This is a genomic window from Bartonella sp. AC130YNZD, assembly GCF_042196865.1.
In the GTDB taxonomy this organism is placed as follows: Bacteria; Pseudomonadota; Alphaproteobacteria; order Rhizobiales; family Rhizobiaceae; genus Bartonella.
The window spans coordinates 54,351-74,752 of record NZ_JBHIQZ010000007.1 but is presented as its reverse complement, the minus strand read 5'-3'; the positions used below and the strand labels follow the sequence as shown (position 1 = coordinate 74,752).

General features: G+C 40.3%; 14 protein-coding genes. All 14 read right to left on the bottom strand.

Going from position 1 to position 20,402, the window contains the following annotated elements; all coding sequences use genetic code 11:
* Nucleotides 1-1,843: 1,843 nt before the first annotated feature.
* Nucleotides 1,844-4,003, bottom strand: a complete 2,160-nt coding sequence (ligA, locus tag ACFINU_RS04475; RefSeq protein WP_375618231.1) for an NAD-dependent DNA ligase LigA — start codon at nt 4,001-4,003, stop codon at nt 1,844-1,846.
* 111 nt (nt 4,004-4,114) lie between these two features.
* Nucleotides 4,115-5,776, bottom strand: a complete 1,662-nt coding sequence (gene recN / locus ACFINU_RS04470; protein ID WP_375618230.1) for a DNA repair protein RecN — start codon at nt 5,774-5,776, stop codon at nt 4,115-4,117.
* A 6-nt stretch (nt 5,777-5,782) separates the two neighbouring features.
* Complete coding sequence (locus ACFINU_RS04465; protein WP_375612003.1) at nt 5,783-6,676, bottom strand: outer membrane protein assembly factor BamD; 894 nt, start codon at nt 6,674-6,676, stop codon at nt 5,783-5,785.
* 158 nt (nt 6,677-6,834) lie between these two features.
* Nucleotides 6,835-7,719, bottom strand: a complete 885-nt coding sequence (gene lpxC, locus ACFINU_RS04460; protein ID WP_375618256.1) for a UDP-3-O-acyl-N-acetylglucosamine deacetylase — start codon at nt 7,717-7,719, stop codon at nt 6,835-6,837.
* 211 nt (nt 7,720-7,930) lie between these two features.
* Nucleotides 7,931-9,703 carry a cell division protein FtsZ gene (gene ftsZ / locus ACFINU_RS04455; RefSeq protein ID WP_375618229.1) on the bottom strand — a complete coding sequence of 591 codons (1,773 nt, stop codon included), beginning with the start codon at nt 9,701-9,703 and terminating at the stop codon, nt 7,931-7,933.
* A gap of 63 nt (nt 9,704-9,766) precedes the next feature.
* On the bottom strand, nt 9,767-11,068 hold the full coding sequence (gene ftsA, locus ACFINU_RS04450) for a cell division protein FtsA (protein ID WP_375618228.1): 1,302 nt from the start codon (nt 11,066-11,068) through the stop codon (nt 9,767-9,769).
* Nucleotides 11,065-11,976 (bottom strand): cell division protein FtsQ/DivIB, encoded by a 912-nt coding sequence (locus ACFINU_RS04445; protein WP_375618227.1) that lies wholly within the window; start codon nt 11,974-11,976, stop codon nt 11,065-11,067. Before ACFINU_RS04445 ends, ftsA begins: the two co-directional genes overlap by 4 nt.
* A complete protein-coding gene (locus ACFINU_RS04440) occupies nt 11,964-12,884 on the bottom strand; it encodes a D-alanine--D-alanine ligase (protein WP_375618226.1) in 921 nt (306 codons plus the stop codon). Before ACFINU_RS04440 ends, ACFINU_RS04445 begins: the two co-directional genes overlap by 13 nt.
* A 237-nt stretch (nt 12,885-13,121) precedes the next feature.
* Entirely contained in the window at nt 13,122-14,099 is a 978-nt protein-coding gene (gene murB / locus ACFINU_RS04435) for a UDP-N-acetylmuramate dehydrogenase (protein WP_375618225.1), read from the bottom strand.
* Nucleotides 14,077-15,504, bottom strand: a complete 1,428-nt coding sequence (murC, locus tag ACFINU_RS04430; RefSeq protein WP_375618224.1) for a UDP-N-acetylmuramate--L-alanine ligase — start codon at nt 15,502-15,504, stop codon at nt 14,077-14,079. The genes murB and murC overlap by 23 nt, the downstream gene beginning before the upstream one ends.
* Complete coding sequence (gene murG / locus ACFINU_RS04425; RefSeq protein ID WP_375618223.1) at nt 15,488-16,624, bottom strand: undecaprenyldiphospho-muramoylpentapeptide beta-N-acetylglucosaminyltransferase; 1,137 nt, start codon at nt 16,622-16,624, stop codon at nt 15,488-15,490. The genes murC and murG overlap by 17 nt, the downstream gene beginning before the upstream one ends.
* Complete coding sequence (locus tag ACFINU_RS04420; RefSeq protein WP_015856642.1) at nt 16,617-17,771, bottom strand: FtsW/RodA/SpoVE family cell cycle protein; 1,155 nt, start codon at nt 17,769-17,771, stop codon at nt 16,617-16,619. The genes murG and ACFINU_RS04420 overlap by 8 nt, the downstream gene beginning before the upstream one ends.
* A 142-nt stretch (nt 17,772-17,913) precedes the next feature.
* Complete coding sequence (murD, locus tag ACFINU_RS04415) at nt 17,914-19,308, bottom strand: UDP-N-acetylmuramoyl-L-alanine--D-glutamate ligase (RefSeq protein WP_375618222.1); 1,395 nt, start codon at nt 19,306-19,308, stop codon at nt 17,914-17,916.
* Between the two features lie 4 nt (nt 19,309-19,312).
* Complete coding sequence (mraY, locus tag ACFINU_RS04410) at nt 19,313-20,383, bottom strand: phospho-N-acetylmuramoyl-pentapeptide-transferase (protein WP_375618221.1); 1,071 nt, start codon at nt 20,381-20,383, stop codon at nt 19,313-19,315.
* Between the last annotated feature and the right edge of the window lie 19 nt (nt 20,384-20,402).

The window sequence follows — 20,402 nt, the reverse complement described above, 5'->3', positions numbered from 1 at the left end:
CGCTAACCTCGGTGAAGCAAGATGAGATACACCTATACGTGGTAATACTTATCTTGGCGATCTCCATCTAGACATTATTATATCCCTATTTCTTTTATATGGAAACTTTCGTTATATTTTGTAATCCTCCGCATCGTATTTCTAAAACACCTATTATAACCAGCTTATTACGAATAAATTTTACCTTTTTGTTTGCTTCATAATGATAATTTATATTTTTAAATTCTTGAGTTATTTTCAACAGCTGTAATTCCTTATAATACATATTGCTACAATAAAATAGAATCTGCTATGAAATAAAAGTTAAGTATTTAGAATTTAAAAGAAATAGCATGATGATAACATCAGCGTTAAGGTTTTTTATTTATTTGCATAGTTAACAGTACAATATTATTTTCTAGACTATTACTTATTTTTGAAAAACGTTATCCACAATATAAATAGTTTCCAACTGCACAGTATGAAAACAACATATATGGAGGTATATGTTTTTACCTGAACATGTCATTCAGCTAAAAAATTAACAACAATAACAGAGTATATGAAAAACTACATAACACAAAAACAGTCACATAAGTAAAGGAGATTCAAACTCTCTACAAAATTTCACAAATACTTTGAAAAAGACACAATAAAGCGTGTATCTTATGGCTTGTTAGTTAACAAAATCTTAAGCACAGATCTTAATAAGCTATATCCTTATCCAGTATTTTAGAAATAAAGTGATTATCCTAATGCGTATAGTTTTATTTTGTTCCATAATATTATTTTTGGATACTATATTGGGCCTTCTGTATTGAAGGAAATTACTAAATTTAAGCGAGTTCCTATTGCTGTATTTTCTGAAAATCAAGTCATTACTCCAAATAAGTACGATAAATTATACGAAGAGTACGTAAAGACACAATATCCTGATAATATATACGAAGAGCGTCTAGAAATTGCGAAAAAATATCTGGATAATAAGAGTTATGGTGTATATCATGTTCTAAACCCTGGTATGATAGTGCTAATTCCTGAAAATAAATCTTATCCATGCGAAAGTTGTTTGGTGTGCATGCCTTGTGGACTTATTACAGAGAGAGTATAATAAAAAATTTCCAGCATTATCCCTACCTACCTACATACATAAGTTACGTTCTCAATATAATTGGAAAGAAAGCGATTTCATTTGGGCAAAAAATCTGGTCATGAACTCGACAGATCCAATGTTTAGATATGCACGAATGGTATTTAATTCTGAAATATTCTCAGTCCAAATACTAGCTCTAATAAACGAAATTTTCTATGCTGAGAAATTTGAGAGAGATGAAGGAAGTCAGAAAAAAAATTATGCTGCTAGACGCATTAACGAATATCCGAAATTTTGTAATGAAATTGGACAAGTGTACCATCTAATAATGCCTGATAAGCATAGATACCAGTAGTCTTTTATAAATTCAACATAATAAACAACTCGCAGTTATATCCCTTATTCATTTATAGCAGAATGTTTTATTATATTTTGTAATCTTCCGCGTTATATTTCTATTACGTCATTATAATTGGTTTATTACGGTATTTTGGATTAAATTATACATATTTGTTCAAAAAATTTACCTTTCTTCACAGTAATAATTTATATCTTTTAATAATAATAATCTTGTATATTCTTCATCATAATAGTTTAAGTTTAATATTTAAGTTCAACGTTAATCATTTTTAATAACTTAATAAATATCAAAATATATGGCGCTCTGTTTTTGCAAAAAACAGCCCCTATTATCCTCCTTTTTGATTTCATCCCCCAAAATGTAAGAGAGATAATCATACAAACAGCATACGATCTTCTGGAAAAATCCCTCTAAACATTATGTTTCTCAATCAGCTGTAGCCAAGCCTCTTCATCGATAACCTCAACACCTAATTTCTCAGCTTTAGCCAATTTGGAGCCCGCTCCAGGTCCTGCAACAAGAAGATCTGTTTTTTTAGAAAGTGAACCAGATGTTTTAGCCCCTAATCGCTCTGCCAATGCTTTTGCTTCATCGCGTGACATATGCGCCAAAGTTCCTGTAAAAACAATGATTTTCTCCGCTATTGGTGAAGAATCTGCTATGATAGGCTCCTCATCAAGAGGTATTACTTCTTCAAGCAAAACAGATAAAATCTCACGGTTATGCTCTTCTTGATAAAAATCAACAATTGCGCTCCCTACCTGTGGTCCAATTCCTTCGATATTGGTAAGCTCCATCCAAGCCTCATTTCCTTCTTCATTTTCCTTATCACATGGCATAAATGCTTCCATAGCCGCAGTCTCAAAAGCTGTATAATTTTTATAAGCGCGCGCAAGGCGGCGTGCATTCACTTCGCCAACATGACGAATCCCCAATGCAAACAAAAAACGGCTCAACGGAATTTCTCGGCGCGCATTAATGGCATCATACAATTTCCGCACTGAAACAGTACCAAAACCTTCCATATTTTCCAAACGTATCAAAGATTTTTCTTGGCGCCGTTGTAAAGTAAAAATATCGGCTGGTGTATGAATACAAAGTGCCTCATCTTGAACATGGAAAAAGAACTCTACCTGTTTTTTACCCAAGCCTTCAATATCAAAAGCATTGCGTGAAACAAAATGACGAATACGTTCAATTGCTTGTGCAGGACAAATAAGCCCTCCTGTACAGCGACGCACGGCTTCTCCCACTTCACGAACAGCATGACTCCCACAAGCTGGACACAAATGAGGAAAAATAAAAACAGCAGCATCTTTCGGGCGTTTTTCAATGATAACATCAATAACTTGAGGGATCACATCACCAGCACGTTGTACAATCACGCTATCGCCTACACGGATATCACGTCCTTCACGAATGGGCTCTCCTTTATGACCAATTCCCTTAATATAATCCTCATTATGCAAACTAGCATTGGTCACCACCACTCCACCAACAGTAATAGGCGTAAGACGTGCAACAGGTGTCAAAGCTCCCGTGCGCCCAACTTGAATGTCAATATCCTCCAAAAACGCTATCGCTTTTTCTGCTGGAAATTTATGGGCGATAGCCCAACGCGGCGAACGAGAAACAAACCCCAAGCGCTTTTGGAGCATCAAATCATTAACCTTATAAACAATGCCATCAATATCATAGCTTAAAGAATGACGGCATTCTTCGATATCGTGATAATAGCAAATAATGTCTTCTACTGTCTTAAAGACTTTTGTTAATGGATTGATAACAAAGCCATACTCTTTTAGCTTTTTCATCATCTCCATCTGACTTTCTGCCAATATTTCACTCACCTCACCACAAGCATAAGCAAAAAATTGAAGTTTTCTGCTAGCGGTTATCCGTGAATCAAGCTGACGGAGAGAACCAGCCGCCGCATTTCGAGGATTGGCAAAGGTTAACTTGCCCTTCTCTTGTTGGCTGATATTCAATGCTTGGAAATCCTCCCGCCCCATATAAACTTCACCACGCACCTCAATGATATCAGGAAAATCACCTTGCAAAACTTGTGGAATATCAGCAATTGTTCGGGCATTTGCCGTCACATTTTCACCGACAGTTCCATCCCCACGCGTTGCCGCACGCACAAGCTGCCCCTTTTCGTAGCGCAAAGACAAAGATAAACCATCAATTTTTGGCTCCGCTGTTATTTCCAACACTTGTGTTTCTGGAAGCCGTAAAAAACGACGAATACGCTCAACAAATTCAGTAACATCTTTAGAGCTAAACGCATTATCAAGTGAAAGCATAGGCTGTGCATGAACAGATTTTTCAAATTTTTCAGAAATTGGTGCCCCAATTTTATGTGAAGGAGAATCAATACGTATAAGCTCTGGAAAAAGAGCTTCAATTTCTGCATTACGACGACGTAAAGCATCATATTCTGCATCAGAAAGTTCAGGCTGATCATCACGATTATAAAGCACATCATGACGTGCAATCTCTTTTGCCAACCACTCTAATTCACGTTCTGCTTCAACAGCTGTGAGATTTTTATCTGCATCTTTGTTCATAAAATCTATTCCAAATTACAAGCACTGCCACAAGGGCCTCCCACGCCTCCTCATCAAGTGAATCTCAATAAATATAAGCTTTCCAGTATTTTTATCGCTGACTAATTACCTTTATGCGAGCAGCTTTTGAGCCGCTGCACGCGCTTCTTCAGTAATCTGTTCTCCAGCCAACATACGGGCAATTTCTTCTGCACGCTCATGTTCTTTCATTTTATGAATCGCAGTAACAAAGCGTCCTTTATCATGACTCTCAATTTTTGAAATAAGAAAATGACCATGCGCTTTCGATGCAACCTGTGGAGCATGCGTAATAGCGAAAACTTGGACATGTTCTGATAAGCGTTGCAACCGTTGCCCAATAGCCGCTGCAACAGCCCCCCCAACGCCTGTATCAATTTCATCAAAAATCAGCGTCGGTGCTGATCCTCGATCAGATAAAACAACTTTTAATGCCAGCAAAAAACGAGATAATTCACCGCCAGAAGCCACACTAAGCATCGGCCCAGCACGTGTTCCAGGATTTGTTCGCACCCAATATTCAATACGATCACATCCCTCTGCACTCCGCTTTTCCATATCACTTTGCATTTCAACAATAAATTCAGCCCTCTCTAATTTCAATGCTGGCAACTCAGCCATCACACTTACAGACAAGTGCTTTGCAACCTCTTGACGTTTTATTGACAACGCTTGCGCTAACGTATCATAATTTTTTTGTGCTTGTCTTGCCTCATCTTCAAAACGTGTCAATATGGTCTGAGCCTCTTCAAAATCAGCTAGTTCTGCGTCCATTTTATCGCATAACTGAACCAATTCATCCGCAGAAACTTGATATTTACGAGCAAAACCCCGAAGAGAAAAAAGACGCTCTTCTATCCGTTCCAATTCATCAGGTTCAAAATCTAATGCTCGTATTGCCGTCTCAATACCTTCTTGTGCTGTTGCAAGTGCATGCAATGCCTCATCAATAGATTTCACCACAGGTGCAATAAGTTCTTGCGCCTCAGGAATTTTCCGCTCCAAACGCCTCACCAAATTAGAAAGCACTGGGATTGGTGATTTTTGACCCGTTAAAAGATCATCTGCTTCTTTAATATCTGTCGCTATTTTTTCTAATTTAAGCATATCGGCACGACGAAGAGAAAGAGCTTCCTCTTCACCAACTTTAAAATCAAGCTTTTCAAGCTCTTCTACACACGCACGAAGATAATCAACCTCCCGTACAGCACTCTCTACTTTAAGACGCTGCCGTTGCAAACGCTCCTCAAATTCACGCCATGAGTGATAACACTGACGCAAATTTTCCACTTCATCTTCAAGACCACCAAAGGCATCTAATAATTGGCGATGTGTAGCAACATCAACAAGCGCACGATCATCATGTTGTCCATGGATTTCAACCAGCAAACGGCCAACACTCCGCATCAATGCAACACTAGACACCTGATCATTGATAAAAACACGGCTACGCCCATCACTTGATTGCACACGTCGTAAAATAATATCACCCTCATCATCCAGACCATTCTCACGAATAAGTTGACGTGCAGGATGTGAAACAGACACATCAAAAACAGCTGTGACCTGCCCGCGGTCAGCCCCATGACGCACAAGCGAAGCATCACCCCGCCCCCCTAGAGCAAGTGATAAAGCATCAAGGAGAATAGACTTCCCCGCACCCGTTTCTCCAGTTAAAACCGTCAACCCCGCTGTAAAATGAATATCGAGCGTTTCGATCAAAACAATATTATGAATCGAAAGCTGTACCAACATAGAGAATCAACGTACCCTCTTCTTGTCACCACCTAAAGCATTTGAGATCCAAGAAGATTTATGCTCACGTGGTGATATTTTATTCTTCTGCAAGAGATTATAAGAAAATTTATACCACTCACTTTTGGGATAATTACGTCCTAAAATAGCTGCTGCCGTCTGTGCTTCCGCCGTTAAGCCGAGAGCAAGATTAACCTCAGTCAAGCGGAAAAGTGCTTCTTCAATTTGATTTGTATCAGAATACTCTTCAACCACGGTACGAAACCGTCTACTTGCCGCAAGATAGCGCCGTCCCTCTTCATAATAACGGCCAATCTGCATTTCTTTACCAGCCAGTTGTTCGCGCCCAAAACGAATTTTATCCTTAGCATCCTTGACATATTCAGAATTAGGATAACGCTCTATAAGGAGCTGCATAGCAGCAATAGCACGTTTCGTGTCACGTTGATCACGCGTAACATCAGGAATCCGACGGAAAGAAGAAAGACCAATAATATAATATGCATAAGCCGAGTCAGTCGACCCCGGATAAAGAGTAATATAGCGTTGAGCCATACTAATTGAATCATCATACTTTCCGAGTCGATAATTAGTAAAAGCACCCATGACCAAAGATTTACGTCCCCAGTCTGTATAAGCGTACTGTTTTTCAATCTTCAAAAACTTCTTCGATGCGTCCCCAAGCCGCCCACTTTCAAGGCTAGCAAGCGCCTGATTATATAAAACATCTGGTGGTTCTATTTTCAAAACATAAGCAGATGGATCAAGGGTATTTTTCTCTTTAAAGAGGCATCCCGCTAACATACAGGTGCTTCCCAAAAGCACCACCCCCAATATCTTGCGTACAATGTTAGATTTTCTATATGTCATATTTCCAATGCACACATGAGATTTTTTCATAGTTTTTCCGGCCTCCACAGAATATCACCTTGTAGCAAAAACAATTTATCAAAGGTTTTATACCATATCACTTTAAAATCCACATAACCAATTTAGCAGTTTAGGTCAATCATCCCCTTAAAAATCAAATAAACAATAAAAAAATCTTGTCAATTTTTTTACTCTTTCTCTAAAAAGCTTTTTTCATAATATGATTCGTCTGCCAAAACAGCCTTCACCAATTGCGCATTAATTCTATGCCCACTACAATAAGAACGAAATAATCCAATAAAAGGTGCCCCAAACAAAGCAGTATCACCAATCGCATCAAGCATCTTGTGCCGAACACATTCATTCTCCCAATAAGGACCATCGGGATTTAAAATTTTATCATTAAGGTCGATAACAAGAGAATTTTCCAAAGAAGCACCTCTCGCCTTTCCAGAAAGCCTTAATTCTTCCACGTCTTTGATAAAACCAAAAGTGCGCGCACGTGACAAATCATCCCTAAACCCTCGTGTGGTAAGATCAAAACTGAAATGTTGCTTACCAATAGCAGAAGAAGGAAAAGAGATCGTTATATCAAAACGACGTCCATCGAATGGCAAAAGCTCTGCAACACCATGAGCTCCTTCAACCCGCACCGGCTTTTTTATAATGAAATAAGAACGCAACGCATTTTGCTGTACAATACCAACATCTTCAAAAGCTTTGCAATATAGCCACGCTGAACCATCCAAAATAGGAATCTCATTATGTGACACATCAATAACAAGATTATCCAAATTATAAGCAGCAATTGCCGCCATCAAATGTTCAATTGTTTCAACCCTTACATCTCCATCTCCAAGTACTGTTGATAATTCAGTTTCTCCTGTTTGCGATGCATGGGCTTGAAATATTTTCTCTGTTCCGTCTAATCCACAACGCTTAAAAACAATACCACACCCAACATCCGCTGGACAAATCTTTACCGCTGACAAACAGCCACTGTGAACGCCAATCCCCTTAAATGTTACTGCTTTTTTAAGAGTAGACTGATATTTTGGTACTAAATTCATTATATCATTTTATTAAATTGCTTGTATATCTTTTAACAAAATTTATAAAACTATAAAAAATATTCATAGTAAATAATAAAAAAACCGCTTATTATAAGCGGTTTTTTTTTAAAAAGTATTTTATCCAAAAAACAGTAATATATTTTACTGTATAATTTTTGTCTGATCATTAAAGAAATAATAAAATTTCTTACTTTACCTCATTTTTCATCAATTAATTTGCCTGACGACGTAAAAATGCTGGTATTTCCAGCTGATCTTCTTCACTTATAAAAGTACGCTGATCTTGTGGTACCTGAGGATGCAGCTCACCAGAACGACGTGGAACATAAACAGAAGCATCTTGAGAAAGCGCCTGAGAATTTTTATTGTAAACATGAGACTCTTTCTGCTGAGACGATCTAACAGCAGGCTCCAGCCTCGCTTCTGGCTCAGCTTCTTCACGATGTGTCAAGCTCTGTTTCAAACGCTGCCAAAGATTACGAGGACCTTGATCAGTCACAAATGTTCTTTGACTTTGTCCATGAGCAACAGGTGGAAAATCCTTTAACTCAGGCATACGCATTGGAGCGCGCGATTGCATTTGTTGCATTTGTTTTGGTTGCACTGGCTTTTCTTTTTGCTTCACAAGCCCTGTCATCTCATCAAGAACATGCGCTGTTGCCTCCATACTCACAGGAGCCGTCATCACCTGTTGAGAACCACGGCTTACTTGCATACGAGGCACATTTGATCTCTGTTCCTGAACAGCATTTGAACCATACGCAACAGCATTCGTCGCATTTCGTGTCGTCATTGAGTCTGCAGGATGTGCAAAAATTTGACTTTTGGGACGGAACTGTTCTCCGGTTGATTTACCCTTCTCTATTTCAAGTGATTCGATTACTTCTACCATTGACTCAGAACGCAGAGGCGATGATTGAACATGAAAAGAACTGTGTGACGTTCCAGGATCGCTCTTGCGTATTGAAGAAGCAGGCCTTTGAATCTGAGGATGAGAGGACTGAACCACATCACTAACTTCACGATCAATACCGGTGGCAACCACAGAAACACGAATAACACCTTCCAATGACTCATCATCAATAGCGCCAAAGATCACATTCGCATCAGCATCTACTTCTTCACGAATACGATTAGCAGCTTCATCAACCTCAAAGAGAGTCATATCACGACCACCCGTAATAGAAATCAATAAACCACGCGCCCCACGCATAGAGGTATCATCCAACAATGGGTTTGCAATAGCAGCTTCAGCCGCAGCCAAAGCACGCCCATCACCAGATGCCTCACCCGTTCCCATCATGGCTCGACCCATTTCGTGCATCACAGAACGAACATCAGCAAAATCAAGGTTAATCAAACCCTCTTTAATCATCAAATCCGTAATGGAAGCAACACCAGAATAAAGCACTTGGTCAGCCATAGCAAAAGCATCAGCAAACGTTGTCTTATCATTTGCAATACGGAAAAGATTTTGATTGGGAATAACAATCAATGTATCGACAGACTTTTGTAATTCTTCAATACCAGCCTCTGCCGTTTTCATACGACGTGCGCCTTCAAACTGAAACGGCTTTGTCACAACACCAACAGTCAAAATACCTTTTTCACGCGCTGCGCGAGCAACAACGGGAGCAGCTCCTGTTCCAGTTCCCCCCCCCATACCAGCAGTAATGAAAACCATATGAGAGTCTGCAAGATGATCAATAATTTCATCAATACATTCCTCCGCCGCCGCTTGTCCAACTTCCGGCAAAGCCCCAGCACCCAAACCTTCTGTCACAGCTGCCCCAAGTTGGATAACACGTTCAGCCTTTGACATAGCCAAAGCCTGTGCATCCGTATTTGCAACAACAAAGTCAACTCCCTGAAGACCAGCATTTATCATATTATTCACGGCATTCCCGCCACCACCTCCAACACCAAAAACGGTAATGCGTGGCTTCAATTCCGCGATATCTGGCCGATGCAGATTAATCGTCATTTTCTTTTCCTTCTCATAAGACACCGCAAGCCAAAGCGATGAAATTTATCCAACTAGACTTAACTAAAAACTCTCACGCAACCACTGACCAACACGCTGAAAATATCCACGCGTGCCCATCGATAAATGATTTCCTGCCGCCTGCATTGTTTTTTCTTCAAACCCCACCAATTGCGGATAAATTAACAACCCAACAGCAGATGTAAACGCCGCCCCTTTTGCAAGAGAAGGAAGCCTCGAAATACCTAAAGGCCGCCCGATACGAACGTTTCTTCCTAATATAGTACGTGCCATTTCTGGCAATCCTGTTAACTGGCTTGCTCCCCCAGTCAAAATAACACGTTTACCAATGATGTGACCAAAACCAGAACGATTTAAACAATCACGGACCATTTCTAAAATTTCTTCAACACGCGCACGAATGATATGCCCAAGAACCGCGCGAGGATATTGAGTTTCACGCTGTTCACTCCCAATTTCTGCTACATTAATCATTTGCCGCTCATCAGCACTTGTTAAAAGTGCTGAACCATAAACAACTTTTAAACGTTCCGCCTCTGTTAAAGACATAGAAAATCCGCGCGCAACATCAAGAGTCACATGATGCCCCCCAACAGCAAGAGCATCCGCATGAATAAATTTCCCCTCAAAAAACACTGAAAATGTTGTTGTTCCACCACCAAAATCAATACATGCAGCCCCTAAATGCGCCTCATCATTCATCAAGACAGCAAGACCACTTGCAAAGGGAGTAGCAACCATTGCTTCAACACTCAAATGTGCACGATTAATACAAGTTTCTAAATTACGCAAAGAGGCTGTTTCTGCTGTTACCACATGCACGTCGACACCAAATGTTTCCCCTGCCATGCCAATAGGATCAAAAATTCCTTTATCTCCATCCAATACATAAGAAACTGGAACTGAGTGCATAACATGACGTTCAGCATCAAAGGCTTTACGCGAAACATCTGAAAAGGCCATACGCATATCACGCTTGGTGACTTCACGACCATTCAAATGGACCTTTCCATTAATCAAAGCACTTTGTAATCGACTTGAGGAAAAATTCACAATCACTGAATCCACCACCAAACCCGCCATTTTTTCTGCCGCATCAACAGCCAATCTTATGGATTGTTCTGCTGCAAACATATCCATGACAACACCAGATTTAATACCACGTGAACGCTGCACTCCAAAGCCTAGAATTTCCGTAGAATGTGTACGACCATGTAAATAGTGCGCATGCTTCAAAGGACGCAAACAAGCAATAAGACAAACAATCTTACTTGAACCGACATCAAGTACCGTTAAAAAACGTGTTTTACGCCCCTTCAAATGATGTGATCTGAGCAGCATCATAGGCTTCCTGCCTTTCGCGCTTTTAAAATACGTTCTTCTTCTGCTACAGTAGTATGATAACGCTCCAACGTTTCATCTGATAAAGAAACAGTAATTCGATCAGCAAGACGTAAATCAACACTGAGAATATCGCGAGATAAAAGATCTTGCATTGTACCGGACGAAAAAAGAGAAGAAAGCCTTTCAAGAGCACCATTTTCAGGCAACATAACGCGCATTCCATTATTCAAAACAAGATCCCAACGTCGATCACCTACCCGCACAAAAGCACGAATACGATCATATACTTCCGGATAAACTGACAGCGCTTGAATAAACACTTTAGCAGCATTTTGTGCACCCTGCCCAACCACAAGAGGTAAATCCCGAACAATTTCCCCTTTAAAAGGCACAATGACACGACCTGTATTATCAACAATATCCATTATGCCATCATGTTGCCAAATGGCATAGGGTTCACGCTCCACAATGGAAATGCGCATTCTATTGGGATAAATTTTCTGAACATTAGCCGATTGCACCCAAGCCTGTTTTTCCAAAAGAGAACGTGCTCTTTCAACATCAAAAGTGAATATAGAAGGCGCAACATCAAGTTTTAAAATTTTAAAAATATCCTGCTTTGCCAAACGCTTATTACCGCTTATATCGACATGAGTGACCACAAAACTACTATCCAATATGATCGTATTTACGATCACAGCCATCTGACCACTTGATGAAAGTCCATAAAAAGCCGTAACAAAGAAAAACCATACAACAGCAAAAGAGCCGAAATGGCGTGGAATATGAATATTGACAAAAACAAACTCAAACATAAACCGGAGAAAACGACGATAAAGACGTGGCAAAGCCGGCACTGAAAGCACCTCCATCGGAACATTTGTTTTATTAACATTCAACGCATACATGATGCGTCCTCCACCATCCATTGAACAATATCGCCGTAAGTACGGCCGCTCGCTTTTGCAATATCAGGAAGAAGAGACGTCGATGTCATACCGGGTTGCGTATTAATTTCAAGCCAAACCAATTCTCCCGTTTTCTCATCAAAACGAAAATCAGAACGGCTAACACCTCGACACCCTATCGCCTGATGGGCTGCTAAAGACATTCTTTGCACACTTTGGTAAATATTTAGTGAAAGTTGTGCAGGACAAATGTGAAGAGAACCACCCGTTTTATATTTCGAGCCATAATCGTAGAATGGAAAGTGTTTATCGGGAAGAATTTCACACACATCCAGCACTTCATTCCCCAAAACAGCACAAGTCAATTCACGACCAGGAATATATTTTTCAATCATCACCTCATCAGCATACCCCCACTCAGCTCCCCCAATACTATGCGGCGGTGCTGCTTCATTTTCCTGGACAATGACAACACCAAAACTTGATCCTTCACACACAGGTTTAATTACATAAGGAGGCTCCATGGGATGCGTTTGTCCCAAAGCAAAGCGGCTCATGATACGAGAAGGAGCAACACAAACCCCAAAATTTTCAACGATAATTTTTGCACGTCCCTTATCCATTGCCAAAGCAGATGCCATCACACCAGAATGGGTATAAGGAATTTTTAAATATTCAAGAATCCCCTGGATCCGGCCATCTTCACCAAATGGACCATGCAATGCATTGAAGGCAATATCGGGCTGCAACTGTTCAAGAACAGAAGCAATATGAGCGTCAACATCCACGCGGCTCACGCGATACCCCTGCATCTCTAGAACATCAGCACACGCCGCCCCCGAAGATAAACTTATAAACCGTTCAGAAGAAAAACCTCCCATTAACACAGCTATATGTTTATCTTTCATAATAAATCACCCTCTTTCGCATACTATATGTAGTCTATATAGAATACATCAGCACCACATACAGGAAAAACAAAGTTTATCCTTGCGAATCAATAACCTAGCATTTTGCATAATGAATCAGACTCAAAAGCCTGATGCAAGAGATTCTTTGTTAATTTATTGATTCTTAATAGATTTTTTTATTATCTCTTTGAAATGACTCAATTTTTTATTTTCACTTTTTTAGTGAACAATAAATCAATGAAATGGATCAAAAAGAGAAACACTTCGACCACGCTCAAATTGACCAATACGCTCTATTTCCCATTGTAAAAGGTGGGCTGAATTTGCAAAAACACGCGCACGCACTGTTTCTCCCAATGCTTCAAGATCATATCCTGTTGCTTGCCCTGTATTAATCATAAAATTACAGTGCATTTCACTCATTTGAGCGCCACCAATCTGTAAACCACGACACCCTGCTTCATCAATCACGCGCCACGCGGATGTATTCTCAGGATTTTTGAAAGTTGACCCCCCTGTTTTTTCGCGAATAGGTTGCACTGTTTCTCTGTGGAGGGCAACTTCATCCATAGCAGCACGAATATCATCTTTATTGCCGAGTCTTCCTTCTAATAAAGCAGCCGTAAAAATAAAATCTTTAGGAATATCACAATGGCGATAGGAATAATGCATATCTTTCACACTCAAGATATGACGTTGCCCTTTACGATCCAGCGCATAGACCTCAACAACACGCGCTGCGGTTTCAACACCATTCGCACCCGCGTTCATTTTGAGAGCTCCTCCAAGACCTCCAGGAATACCATGATAAAAATGAAAACCTGCAATCTCAGCTTCTAAAGCGGCAGCAGCTAAATGTTTATCCGCCGTACCAGCACCAACTAAAAAGCCTTTTGGAGAAACTTGCTTCACTTGCCCAAATTTTTTTGGCGAAAGACGAATCACAACACCAGGAATCCCCCCATCACGCACCAGAAGATTAGAACCGATACCGACAATCGTTACAGGAACACATTCAGGCAAATTTTGAAGAAAGAGAGCCAAATCTTCTTCATCAACAGGCTGATAAAAAAGCTCTGCCAACCCGCCCGTGCGAAACCACGTTACCTTACGCATCTCAACATTAGGTGTAAGCTTTCCTCTCACGCCACCCAACAGTGGTTGCAATTGCGCCAATAGCGCCTCACCATCAATGTGCTGAAAATTTACCATGACCATCCAATACCGTTAATTGATGAGGCAACGCACAAGCCCATTGTGTGATATTGCCAGCACCAAGAAAAACAACATAATCCTCTGCCTGAGCAAATTTTGAGACAATAGACACAACATCTTCCAGACTATGTATCAAGCGCACATCACGATGACCCGCCATTTTAATATGCTCTACCAATTCTTGAGAACCAAATCCTACAATAGGCTCTTCACCAGCCGCATAAACGGGCGTAATCAACACTGTATCTGCATCATTAAAACAAGCAGAAAAATCATCAAATAAATGATACAAACGTGAATACCGATGGGGTTGTGCAATCGCAATAACACGCCCTTTTGCACTCTCACGTGCTGCACGCAAAACAGCCTTTATTTCAACAGGATGATGTCCATAATCATCAAATATTTCAATACCTCGCCAACTTCCTGTTCGCGTAAAACGCCGTTTTACTCCGCCAAATTCTGCTAAGCCACTTTTTATAGCTTCATTTGAAATGCCAAGTTCATGCGCAATAGCAATCGCCGCCGTTGCATTAGCAACATTATGCTGCCCTGCCATGGGCAAAAGCAAATTTTTCAACTCAATCTTTCTTCCTGTTTTGCGTGAGCGAACAAGAACATCAAAATGCGTTTTTTGACCATCCATCGAAAGATTAAGAAAACGAACATCCGCTTGTGGATTTTCACCATAAGTGATCACCCAACGATCATCAATACGGCCCGCCAATGACTGAACCTCTGGATGATCAAGACACAAAACAGCAAAACCATAAAAAGGAACATTTTCTACGAATTGCCGAAAAGCCTCACGCACAGCATCAAAACTTCCATAATGATCCAAATGCTCAGCGTCAATATTAGTAATAACAGCAATATCAGCAGGCAGCTTTAAAAATGTACCATCACTTTCATCAGCTTCAACAATCATCCAATCGCCATCTCCTGTACGAGAATTCGTACCATAAGCATTAATAATACCGCCATTAATCACCACTGGATCAAAATGACCAGCATCAAGAAGGGCTGCGACCATTGATGTGGTTGTTGTTTTACCATGTGTACCACCCACCGCAATTGCACGCCGAAACCGCATCAGCTCCGCCAGCATTTCTGCACGTCTGACAAGCGGCAAATGTCTTTCCTTTGCAGCAATATACTCAGGATTTGTTTTTTTAACGGCAGTAGAAAAAACAACAACCTCTGCATTCCCTAAGTTTTCAGCACAATGACCTATATGAACGTTAATTCCTTTTTTCCGCAAACGTTCAACATTTGCACTTTCAACTTGATCTGACCCTTGAACTTTATAGCCAAGATTATAAAAAACCTCCGCAATTCCACTCATACCGATCCCCCCGATTCCAATAAAATGGATAACGCCTATATCAAGTGGCATTTTCATTAAAAAGCTCCTCTTTTATATCTGACAACAATCGCCCTGCAATTAAGGACTCAGCCATATCAGCAAGGCAACGGGTTGCATGAGGTTGTCCAACTTTTTTTGCAGCAAGCGCTTGTTTTTCCAATAAATGGGGCGCACAACAAGCGTGCATTAAAAGAGAAAAAAGCTTTTGTGCATTTAAATCTTTTTCTGATACAATTTGCGCACCACCTACACGAGCAAGCAGAGCTGCATTGGCAGCCTGATCATGATCTAAAGCATGGGGATAGGGAACAAGCAAAGCAGGTCTACCAATCACCGCTATCTCACAAACGGACGAAGCCCCAGCGCGCGACAAAATAAAATGAGCATGCGCCATACGTTCAGCCATATCATCAAAGAAAGGAGCAACTTCTGCTTGTACGCCCATATCACGATAGATTTTGATCAACCTTCCTGCTTCACCGCGGACTTGCTGTACAATTCGTAAACGTTTACGGTTCTTATCATCAAATAAAGCAATAGCTTCTGGAACAATATGTGAAAAAGCAGAAGCCCCTTGGCTACCTCCAAAAATCAAAAAATTAAATGGCTTTTCTCCCTCTGAAGAATGATAAGGAATTTTAGCCGCCTTCAACACAGCCTCACGGACAGGATTCCCCGTCAAAAGTATTTTATGAGCATAAGCGCCTTTTGGCGACAACAAACCACCAGCGATTGCACGCACAAAAATTGCCAACACCCGATTGGCACGCCCCATAACAGCATTTTGTTCATGAATAAATGTTACACGCCTCGTTAAGGCCGCAATAAAAAGAGGAGGAAAGCTCGGATACCCCCCAAATCCTCCAACAAGAACAGGACGTAATTTATAAAACAACGCCAACGATTGCCCCATCCCCCTTAGCAAAGACCAAAACGTCTTTATCAGAGCAAAAGGATGGCGTCGTGTAAATGTTGCCGATAAAACGATATGAATATGCCCTTCATCAAAGCACCGAACAAAAGGTCGTGCTCTTTCATCTGTTATTAAATGAACATCATATCCACGCTGCCTTAATTCAACAGAAAGGGCTTCAGCAGGAAAAAGATGTCCACCTGTACCACCAGCCACCAAAACAATAACTTTTTTATCATTCATAAGGGGTATCCAAGACAGAAGAGGAAGAAAAAGCTGAAAGGCGCGCTTCTGGCCAACGACGTGTTAAACTGAGCAAAATTCCCATTGAAAACGCAATCGCCACCATCGAAGAACCACCATAAGAAATAAAAGGCAATGTCATGCCTTTTGGAGGAATTAAGTGAAGATTAACGGCCATATTAATCGCTGATTGAAAGCCAATCATCATTGCTATGCCAGTAATACCAAGACGTATAAAGGAATCACGTGTATTCATGGCTATATACAATGAACGCATAACGATAAAGCCAAAAAGCATCATAATTAATAAACAAAGAATAATACCATATTCTTCAGCAGCAACGGAAAATACAAAATCTGTATGGCTATCAGGAATGATACGTTTTACTGTTCCCTCCCCAGGTCCTTGCCCAAACCAACCACCATTCAAAATAGCCTCACGTCCTACATCCACTTGAAACGTATCCCCTTCACCTGTCAAAAAACCATTAATACGCTCGCGCACATGATGCAGAAAAAGATAAGCTAAAATAATTCCTACAACGCCTAAAATGAGAAAGAGAAAAATAATGGTAAGAGGTACACCAGCAATAAAAAATAGCCCCCCCCATGTTGCACTTATTAAAACTGTTTGTCCAATATCAGGCTGCAAAACCAGAAGCACACAACAAATGGCATAAAGTAGAATCGCTAACGTATAACCCAGAATTCCCCTCCTGCGTATCTGTTCTGAAAAAAGCCAAGCGGACATAACCACAAAAGCTGGCTTCATAAACTCTGAAGCCTGTACAGAAAAACCAAATAGTAGAATCCACCTCCGTGCTCCCTTTAATTCTGGACCCCAAAATAAGGTTGCAACCATAAGAGCAAGCGTTACAATGAGCAAAAGAGCACATAAACGACGAATATTAGAAAGCGAAAAAAAGGAAATGGTAACCATCGTAAAAAATGCTGAAATGCTAAAAATGATATGCCACCGAACAAAATAAAAACTATCAGCAATTCCGATTTTTTTTGCAATAATAGGGCTGGCAGCAAAAGACAGCATAATGCCAATTCCCATTAAAATTAAACAAGCTGCAAAGATAGAGCGATCAATCGTCCACCACCAATTAGCAATTGGATCTCTATCTGCACGCGTCACCATGATATCCACCTTATCCATTTTATAAATATCTCAAAGTGATATGGTTCCCCAGCCTATTTAACAAACACTTTAAAAACTAAATTACACAAAAAAAGATTCTGGAGTCTTAACGCAAAAATATTTTTTTATAACTGATGCTTTTTTATTGTAACTGCATCACAAAAGAGACAAATGCTTCGCCTCGCATTTCATAATTTTTAAATTGATCATAACTTGCACAAGCAGGTGACAAAAGAACCGTCACCTCTTTTGCTTGAAAACCCATTGCGTCAACAGCTGCTTCACGCACTGCATTTTTCAAAGTTAAGCTCATAGAAAAGGGAAAAGCAGATCCAATAGTGCGAGCAAATTCTTCCGCCGCGCTCCCAATCAAATAGGCTTTACGAATTTTAGGAAAAAATTCTCTAAGAGACTCTATCCCTCCCTTTTTTGCCTGTCCCCCAACAATCCAAAAAATATCATTAAAGGTGGAAAGCGCAGGAGCTGTTGCATCTGCATTAGTCGCCTTGCTGTCATTGATAAACAAAACCGCCCCCATTTTACGCACCTGCTGCATACGATGATCCAACCCTTTATAACTTGCTAAATGCTTGTTCATAGAAGGATCGGTTATTTTTAAAGCCTGCAACGTTGCCAATGCCATAAGGGCATTTTGCGCATTATGACTCCCACGTAACACTGCCATAGGAGCAAGATCTGCAAGCATATGGCGCTGTCCTTGACGAACAGAAAAGAGCTTGGTCCCATCTGCATAAAAACCATTTTCAACAAAATGATCCTTGGAAACTGCCTCAATTTGCTTCCCCTCATGAAGTAACTGTTGATATAAAACCCGACAAGCTGCATCATCAACTGAAATGAAAGCCTGAGAAGCCTGAGCAATTAGATGCCTTTTGGTTTGCACATAACAGGAAAAACTTCCATGTCGATCAATATGATCAGGTGTTAAATTCAATAAAAGTCCAATGGTCGGCTGAAGAGAGGGAGTAAGATCAATTTGAAAAGATGAACATTCAATCACATAAATACGTTTTTTTACAAAGGGCTTAAGGGTCAATATTGCCTTTCCGATATTTCCACCCATCTGCACATCATAGCCCATTTTTTCCAACAAATGCGCAAGTAAAGCCGTTGTGGTTGACTTGCCATTCGTCCCCGTAATCGCAATGAAAGGAACATCTTGGTCACAAAAACCATAATGCTGTAAAAAATGCTGGCGCGCACGAACAAATAATTCAATATCACCGATAATTTTTATATTTTTTTTTCGTGCTTTTTCAACAACCCAATGGGGTTGAGGATAATTTAAAGGAACTCCAGGAGCTACAATCAATGCAACAAATTCTGACCAATCTTCATAACGGAGATCTCGTGTTGGAATATTGTGCCGAAAAGCCATTTGCACGCTTGAAGGACTATCATCCCACGCCACCACTTCTGCACCACCGCACATCAATGCTTGTGCCGTTGCTAGTCCAGACTGTCCCAACCCAAACAGAGCAACTTTTTGACCTTTATAACACGTAACAGAAATCACATTCTCACCGCAATTTAAGTGTTGAAAGACCTATGAGAGCGAGAACAATCGAAATAATCCAAAAGCGTATCACGACTTGGCTTTCAGTCCAGCCTTTTTTCTCAAAATGATGATGTATCGGTGCCATAAGAAACACGCGTTTTCTTGTTAATTTGAAATAACTAACCTGAATAACGACCGAAAAAGCTTCCACAACAAAAAGCCCACCAATAAGAACCAAAACAATTTCGTGTTTCGTAGCAACCGCAACAGTCCCTAAGAGCCCTCCAAGAGCCAATGAACCAGTATCTCCCATAAAAATAGCTGCAGGTGGTGCATTAAACCATAAAAAACCAAGCCCTGCCCCAACAACAGCTCCCAATAAAATAGCCAATTCACCTGTTCCCGATACATAATGGATTTGGAGATAATCAGCAAAATTCATATTACCAGAAAGATAAGCAATCAGAGCAAAAGATAAAGCTGCAACCATCACAGGAACAATAGCAAGCCCATCGAGTCCATCCGTTAAATTAACCGCATTACCCGTCGCAACAATGACGAAAGCAGAAAAAGGAATAAAAAACCAGCCCAAATTGATAAGATAATCTTTTAAAAAAGGCAAAGCTAATCCAGATGAACCAATTTTCAAGATGGCAAAAGCCGCAATTGCCGCAACACAAAACTCCAAGCTTAATCGTGCTTTCCCAGAAAATCCTTTGTCTGTTTGTTTTGCGACCTTAAGATAATCATCATAAAATCCAATTCCCCCAAAAGAAAGCATAACCAATAGCGATACCCAAAAGTAAATATTCGATAAATTACCCCATAAAAATGCCGATACCACAATGCCGATTAAAATCATCAATCCACCCATTGTAGGTGTTCCAGCCTTTTTAAAATGTGTTTGAGGACCATCAGCACGAATCGGTTGCCCCTTACCCTGCCGCAATTTAAGAGAAGCAATGATGCTAGGTCCAAACAAAAAGACGATAAGCCCCGAAGTAAGCATAGCCGCTATCGTGCGAAAAGTAATATAACGAAATACATTCACACCTGGAAGCCAATCACTAAACGAAGAAAAAAACAACATCATTGTACAAAAAAACCTCTTA

What these genes read in the sequence shown, in the direction of transcription:
- ligA (WP_375618231.1), bottom strand. Translation starts at nt 4,003, where the DNA reads ATGAACAAAGATGCAGATAAAAATCTCACAGCTGTTGAAGCAGAACGT.
- recN (WP_375618230.1), bottom strand. Translation starts at nt 5,776, where the DNA reads ATGTTGGTACAGCTTTCGATTCATAATATTGTTTTGATCGAAACGCTC.
- ACFINU_RS04465 (WP_375612003.1), bottom strand. Translation starts at nt 6,676, where the DNA reads ATGAAAAAATCTCATGTGTGCATTGGAAATATGACATATAGAAAATCT.
- ftsZ (WP_375618229.1), bottom strand. Translation starts at nt 9,703, where the DNA reads ATGACGATTAATCTGCATCGGCCAGATATCGCGGAATTGAAGCCACGC.
- ftsA (WP_375618228.1), bottom strand. Translation starts at nt 11,068, where the DNA reads ATGATGCTGCTCAGATCACATCATTTGAAGGGGCGTAAAACACGTTTT.
- ACFINU_RS04445 (WP_375618227.1), bottom strand. Translation starts at nt 11,976, where the DNA reads ATGTATGCGTTGAATGTTAATAAAACAAATGTTCCGATGGAGGTGCTT.
- ACFINU_RS04440 (WP_375618226.1), bottom strand. Translation starts at nt 12,884, where the DNA reads ATGAAAGATAAACATATAGCTGTGTTAATGGGAGGTTTTTCTTCTGAA.
- murB (WP_375618225.1), bottom strand. Translation starts at nt 14,099, where the DNA reads ATGGTAAATTTTCAGCACATTGATGGTGAGGCGCTATTGGCGCAATTG.
- murC (WP_375618224.1), bottom strand. Translation starts at nt 15,504, where the DNA reads ATGAAAATGCCACTTGATATAGGCGTTATCCATTTTATTGGAATCGGG.
- murG (WP_375618223.1), bottom strand. Translation starts at nt 16,624, where the DNA reads ATGAATGATAAAAAAGTTATTGTTTTGGTGGCTGGTGGTACAGGTGGA.
- ACFINU_RS04420 (WP_015856642.1), bottom strand. Translation starts at nt 17,771, where the DNA reads ATGGTGACGCGTGCAGATAGAGATCCAATTGCTAATTGGTGGTGGACG.
- mraY (WP_375618221.1), bottom strand. Translation starts at nt 20,383, where the DNA reads ATGATGTTGTTTTTTTCTTCGTTTAGTGATTGGCTTCCAGGTGTGAAT.